This window comes from Pseudomonas sp. FW305-E2 (genome assembly GCF_058782925.1).
Genome location: NZ_JBYSYE010000043.1, coordinates 41197 through 47517, shown reverse-complemented (window position 1 = coordinate 47517; position 6321 = coordinate 41197). Strand labels below are relative to the sequence as shown.

Below are 6321 nucleotides of genomic sequence, written 5' to 3'. Positions count from 1 at the left end.
GGCCTGGGGGTGGGTGGTGCGGGACAGACCGATGCAATGCTGGCCTACATGCTGGTTCACATAATCGGACACAGCGTAAGGGTCGGCGTGGTGAAACACGCTACTGCGCTCGCTCAGCAGGCGGCTTTCCATAGGCAAGGCACTCGGTATCGTTATTGTTCTGGTCGCCGCGCCCTACCGCCTTGTGGGCTGTGGTTGCGGTCATCACGGTCATTCTATCGGGCTGGCAGCGCGTCGCAGGGGCAGGCGACAGCCGGCGGACAGGGACACTACAGCAAAAAGGCGGGGGTTGGGCAATGCAACGATGGGATTGGCTGGGCGGATAGCGGACAGGTCAGGCGTCATGCGTGTTCGTTTATCGAACAGTATCTTCCGGTACTCGCGTGGCCTGCACGTGACGGCGGAACAAGCGCTCCTGCAACGACCGTCATTCACTGCACCGGCAGGAAGTTCATCAGCAACAGGCTCTGCGCGTAATTCAAGCCTATGCGCCGATAACGCTCATCCAGCAACTCGGCCAGCAAGTCCAGCCGCGCGACGATCTTGCCGAATTCAACGGCAAAACTCAGGTTGCTGCCCTCCTCCGAGATCTCGTTCGAGAACAGCAGCAACACCCCATTGGCATCTTGCCGCTGGCTGAGCATCCATGTTGCCTTCTCGATATTGCGCGCGGCGTTGTTGACGAACAGGGGGTCGATGGTATCGGTCATGTAGAACTCGGTACGCCCGCCATGCGCGGTGATCAGCATGCTGCCAATGGCGTAGATGAAGGCGCCGACCCGGTCCCCGCGAAACTCGGGGCTCAGGGCGTAGCTCAAGGCTGCAAGGTCACGGCGGTTGCCCAGTTGTGGCAGCGGCCGGCGCTGTTCGATGGCAATGCGGATCTGTCGCTCGGCAGTGGCGGCGTCCAGGTAACCAGACATCTTCCACTGGCTGGGGTTGCGCAGGTACAGCTTGTTCATCAGCAGGTACAGGCTTTGCAGGTTGTCGCGCATCGACAGCGTGGCCAGGCGGTCGACGCTGGTCTGGAACAGCTCGCTGGGTTTACCGTTGCCGAGCTGGTTGACCATGTCACGGCCCTGCTGCTGCGTACAGGCGCACAGGCATGCCAGGGCACTTGTCAGAAGCAGGCGGGGGAGGAAATTCGGGTAGCTTGCAACCATCGGCACCGGGTCGATATTCGGCGGCTGCGCTGGGAGTCAGCGCGGCCTGGCCAAGCATAGAGCCCGAAAATGGGAAAAAGTGCGGTGGCTGGAGAGAATGCAAACCTGTGGCGGCCTCTTCGCGGGTGAACCCGCTCCCCCAAAAAGGGACTCGCCCGCGAAGAGGCCAGGGCCGACGAGCCCGGATCACATGGCGTGGCGCAGCATCTCCAGCACCTGCGCATGCAGCGCAGGGTCCCCACAGGCCACCACGCACCCGCCATCCTGCGCCGAACTGCCATCCCATGCCGTGATCACGCCACCCGCCCCTTCGATGATCGGCATCAGCGCCTGAACGTCATACGGCTGAAGGCTCGCTTCGACAATCACGTCGACAAAGCCCGAGGCCAGCATGCAGTAGGCATAGCAGTCACCGCCATAACGCATCAACCGCGCCTTGCCGGCGACCGCTTCGAATGCCGCCTTGCGCTCGGCGGTGTCGAACATGTCCGGCGTGGTGCACATCAGCGTGGCGGCAGACAGGTCAACGCAGGCACGTGTCTTCAGGGGCGTGCCACTGCGCCAGGCGCCTGCCGGGGTACCCACGAAACGTTCGCCGGTGAACGGCTGGTTCATCACGCCCAGCACCGGGCGGGTGCCGTCATTCAGGGCAATCAAGGTGCCCCACAGCGGCAAGCCGGTAATGAAGGCGCGGGTGCCATCGATCGGGTCCAGCACCCAGGTCAACGGGCTGCTGCCCACTGCAACACCGGCCTCTTCGCCAAGAATGCCATGTTCGGGGTAACGTGCCTGGATCAACTCACGCATGGCGTCTTCAGCGGCCTTGTCGGCCACGGTCACCGGGTCATACAGACGCCCGCCCTTGTCCTCGACATCCAGGCTGGCGCGGAAGTACGGCGCGATCGCTGCAGCGGCAGCATCGGCCAATTGCTCGGCAAAGGCGCGATACTCAACGATCTGTTCAGCACTCAGGGACATGGGACGGGCCTCGTGACAATGATGGGGCACGCATCATACCCGACACATCGCCCCGGTGTACGCTGCGGCAGTCTAGACTGAACATGATCAGGTTACCGGGGGGCTGCCACACGTGGAGGTGTGCGATGAGCCAGTTCAAACGTCTGTTCGTCATGCTCGGCCCGCAAATGCGTCATACGCCTGCGCTGCAACGCGCGGCGGCGTTGGCAGAGTCCAGCGGTGCCCTGCTGGATATCAATGTGTTCGTCGACGACGTCGACACCTTTGGCTTGATGAGCGATGGTCGTGAGCGTGAGCGGCTGCTCAGCGACAACCGCCAGTGGCTGGCGGATGAGGCCGAACAGCTGAGCGATGCCGGTGTGGACGTGTCCACCGAGCTGTTGTTGACCCGCGACCCGCTGGGCAGCGTACTGGAACGGGTCGAACGGCTGGGCTGCGATCTGTTGGTCAAGGACGTACAGCACGAGCCCGTACTCAAACGCCTGCTGGTCACGCCGCTGGACTGGCAGTTGCTCAAGGACAGCCCGGTCGCCGTGCACCTGGTCAGCGACATTCGCCTGCCCCTGCCACGGCAGATCGCCGCCGCGGTGAACCTGAACAGCCACGGCGCTGGCGAACACCTGGACGAGCAGGTCATCCAGTGCGCCCATGACCTGGCCCTGCAGTGCAACGCCGAACTGCACCTGCTGCATGTGTGCGACGCGGCCAAGACCCACATCGCCGACTTCGGCGCCGGTACGGTCACCATGCCCGGCTTCGACAGCAGTGTGCGAACCGCGCAGCGGGCGGCGTTCAACCGCCTGGGCGACCATCACCAGATCCCGCTGGAGCGCCGGCACTTCCTCGAAGGGGCCGCGATCAGGGCCATTGCCCAGTTCGTCGGCCACAACCGGGTGGACGTGATCGTCATGGGCAGCCACCGGCATGACGCCATGCAGACATTCCTGGGCGGGACAACGGCGCATGTGCTGGAACACCCGCTGTGCAATGTGCTGGCGATCAAGGCTGTTCGCTGAGCTTCAGCAGCCTGCCCAGGGGCCAGGCAGGAATAACCTTGTACTGCGAAGAGGCACTTGCACCCACAGAGCAGCTTCTAACCTGTCGGCCCCTTCGCAGTGCCCTGCAGGCACTGTTGTCACTGACGCTTTATCGTCGCTGGTATCTGGTACACCAGTGCCACTCAAAATTAATGCATTTGATAATGATTCGTAGTATGTTCGCGGCGTTTCCCGACCCAGCCCCTCAGCGCCCTATTCAAGGACCGTACTGTCGATGCGCCACACGTTCGTTTCGCTTTGTGTGCTTCATGCTGTCTCCCCGCTGGCCTTTGCCGAGCCTGAACCGCTCAGCGACCCTAACCCGATCGAACTCCAGGCCCTGAGCATCACCAGTACTGCCGACGGTGAACGCGCCGACGGCCCGGTCGATGGCTACAAGGCCACCCGCTCGGCCAGTGCCACCCGCACCGACACGGCGCTGCACGAAACCCCGCAATCGGTCAGCGTGGTGCCCAAGGATGTGCTGGTAGACACGGGCGCCACGCGCCTGCAGGACGGCCTGGACTACGCCGGGGGTGTCGGCCGCGCCAACAACTTCGGCGGCCAGGGCCTGACAACGTTCACCGTGCGTGGCTTCACGACCGGGGAGTTCTATCGCAACGGCTTTCCGATCAACCGCGGTTACCCCAATGCTCCGGATGCCAACACCGTCGAGCGCCTGGAGGTCATCCGTGGCCCGGCCAGCAGCCTGTACGGCCGTGGCGACCCCGGCGGTACGTTCAACGTGGTCAGCAAGCAGCCGTTGCCCGAGTCCAAGGTCACCCTTGGCAGCCAGTTCGACGACCAGGGCATGCACCGTGCCACCCTTGATGCCACCGGGCCGCTGAGCCAGGACGGCTCGCTGGCCTACCGCCTGAACGTACTGGGTGAAGGCGGCGACAGCTTCCGCGACGATGTCGAAAGCGAGCGCTACAATGTCGCCCCTGTTATCAGCTGGCAGGTCAACGACGCCACGAAGATCACCTTCGAAGGCGATTTCATGCGCAACAACCACCCCCTCGATCGCGGCCTGACCCGCTACCCCACCCAGACCGGCAGCGCCTCGCGCGATACCTATATCTGGGAGAAAGGCAGCGACAACCTGCTGCACAATGACAACAACATGGCCCAGGTGCGTTTCGAGCACCTGCTCAATGACAACTGGTCGCTGGCTGGCGGGTTCCAGTTCCTCGATGGCTCGCTCAAGGGCAACGCTGTCGAAGCCGACGGCGCACCGGCAGACGGACGCACGCTGCAGCGCAACTTCAACTACCGCAAGCTGGAGTGGACCGACCGCGACTGGCAGCTGAACCTGACCGGGCATTTTGACACCGGCAATTTCAGCCATACCTTGTTGACCGGGGTCGAATACGAGAACTACGACTACAACTCGATCATCCAGCGTTCCTCGGCAGCCTACCCGATCGACATCTACAACCCGGTACTGGGCCAGCCGCGTCCGGCCCTGAACCGCACCACCACCTGGGACAAGGAAAACCTGCAGACGTGGGCGTTCTTCATTCAGGACCAAGTGGCCCTGACCGAGCGTTTGAAGGCATTGGCAGGCGTGCGCTTCGAGCGTTTCGAGCATGACTATGACAACAAGCTGAACAATGCCGGCGATTTCAGCAAGGGCGAAAACGGCGTCACACCCCGCCTTGGCTTGATCTACGACCTGACCGATACCCTGGCGGTCTACGCCAACACCGCACGCTCGTTCAAACCCAATACGGGCACGCCGGCCAGTGGCGGTGGTTTCGACCCGGAGAAGGGCAAATCCTACGAGCTGGGTGTGAAATGGGAGTCACTCGACCGCCAGTTGAGTGTCGACGCGGCGATCTACCACATCGTCAAGGAAAACGTACTGACCAACGACCCGAGCGACCTTACTGGTACTTACAAGATCGCGGCCGGCGAGGTGCGCAGCCGTGGCCTGGACATCAACGTCGCCGGCAACCTCACCCCCGAATGGCGCATGATCGGTGGCTATGCCTACGTGGACGCCGAAGTCACCAAGGACACCACCCTGCCCAAGGGAACGCGCCTGGCCAATATCCCGCGCAGCACCTTTAGCCTGCTGAACACTTACGAGTTCCAGGATGGCCTGGTCAAAGGCCTTGGCCTGGGCGTAGGCGTTAAGTATGTAGACGACCGTGCCGGGCAGACATCGGCAGCCACCTACACGATGGAACGCTACAGCGTGGTCGACCTGTTGAGCTTCTACAAGGTCAACGAACACGTGCGGTTGAACCTGGACGTGAAAAACGTGTTCAACAAGGGGTATGACGAAGGGGCGTTCAACAGCTACGTATACCCCGGCGCACCGCGCACGGTGCAGGCCGGCGTTTCGTATACCTTCTGAATTGCCGGGGCCGCGCCGCGGCCCCGTCATGTCAGAACGCTGTGCTGTAGAACAGCGAGTACGACTCTATGCCGTCGTTTGGCTGCTTTATACCGGCGTTGGAGTAGTGCATGGCACGGATGCCTACCTTCTGTTCTCCCGGCAACTTCAGGCCAAAGCCGATACGGTCTTCAAAGTTGACCGCCGACCCCAGTCGCTGGTCGCCCACGTCGGTCTTTGAAAACGCTGCCAGGCCAATACCTGCCTCGATGTAAGGCGTGTAGGTAAAGCCGCTGAACTCATACGTGAACACCGGGCTGAACGACAGCGAGTGCGCACCACTGGCATCGCCACCTTCCCAATAGGTGTAGGCCGCATCCCAGTAACCGCTCACATGGCCGGCGCTGCTTTCCAGCCATGTCTTGTCCCAGTCGAACGACAGGCCGATACGGTACGTCATGTCACCTTGGCCAGTGGCGCCCACGGCGCCTGATATCTGCGCAGCCTGAACCAGATCGGCCCCGGCAAAGGCCAGCACTGCAACGGCCAGCGAAGCGGCTAGACGGGTTTTCATCAACGACTCTCCTGATGGTCTACACGGCAAGCGGGGGCTTGGGCCCCTCGATGTTTGCGCTGACCGGTGCATCCAGACCGGTCATACGAAGTAATACTTTTCTGATTATTGTCCAGATAATCAGAAAGTTGGAAGTGTATTGCCACTATTGGCTAAAACACTCGGTAAAGATGTGCTTGCCGGGCACAGGCATTCGCGAGGCGTGACCTTACCCCAGGCAGGAGTACA

5 protein-coding genes and 1 pseudogene are annotated in these 6321 nt (G+C 62.0%); 2 read left to right on the top strand and 4 right to left on the bottom strand.

All coding sequences use genetic code 11. The annotated features are described in order from the left end of the window. The 3 genes and pseudogenes from AC3WLP_RS23375 to hisN all read right to left on the bottom strand — a co-directional run. Window positions 1–132: pseudogene (locus AC3WLP_RS23375) on the bottom strand (AraC family transcriptional regulator); the annotation flags it as partial. A gap of 299 nt (window positions 133–431) precedes the next feature. Then, on the bottom strand, window positions 432–1163 hold the full coding sequence (locus AC3WLP_RS23370; protein ID WP_012052361.1) for a hypothetical protein: 732 nt from the start codon (window positions 1161–1163) through the stop codon (window positions 432–434). 186 nt (window positions 1164–1349) lie between these two features. Further along, window positions 1350–2141 (bottom strand): histidinol-phosphatase, encoded by a 792-nt coding sequence (gene hisN, locus AC3WLP_RS23365; RefSeq protein ID WP_004374316.1) that lies wholly within the window; start codon window positions 2139–2141, stop codon window positions 1350–1352. 125 nt (window positions 2142–2266) lie between these two features. Here hisN and AC3WLP_RS23360 point away from each other — a divergent pair, with 125 nt between their 5' ends. Next, complete coding sequence (locus tag AC3WLP_RS23360) at window positions 2267–3157, top strand: universal stress protein (protein ID WP_088513208.1); 891 nt, start codon at window positions 2267–2269, stop codon at window positions 3155–3157. A 256-nt stretch (window positions 3158–3413) separates the two neighbouring features. Next, window positions 3414–5540, top strand: a complete 2127-nt coding sequence (locus AC3WLP_RS23355; RefSeq protein WP_088513209.1) for a TonB-dependent siderophore receptor — start codon at window positions 3414–3416, stop codon at window positions 5538–5540. Between the two features lie 31 nt (window positions 5541–5571). Here the strand turns inward: AC3WLP_RS23355 and AC3WLP_RS23350 are convergent, their stop codons facing one another. After that, the gene (locus tag AC3WLP_RS23350) at window positions 5572–6093 is read right to left on the bottom strand and encodes an acyloxyacyl hydrolase (RefSeq protein WP_004374308.1); all 522 of its coding nucleotides are present in this window, start codon (window positions 6091–6093) and stop codon (window positions 5572–5574) included. Between the last annotated feature and the right edge of the window lie 228 nt (window positions 6094–6321).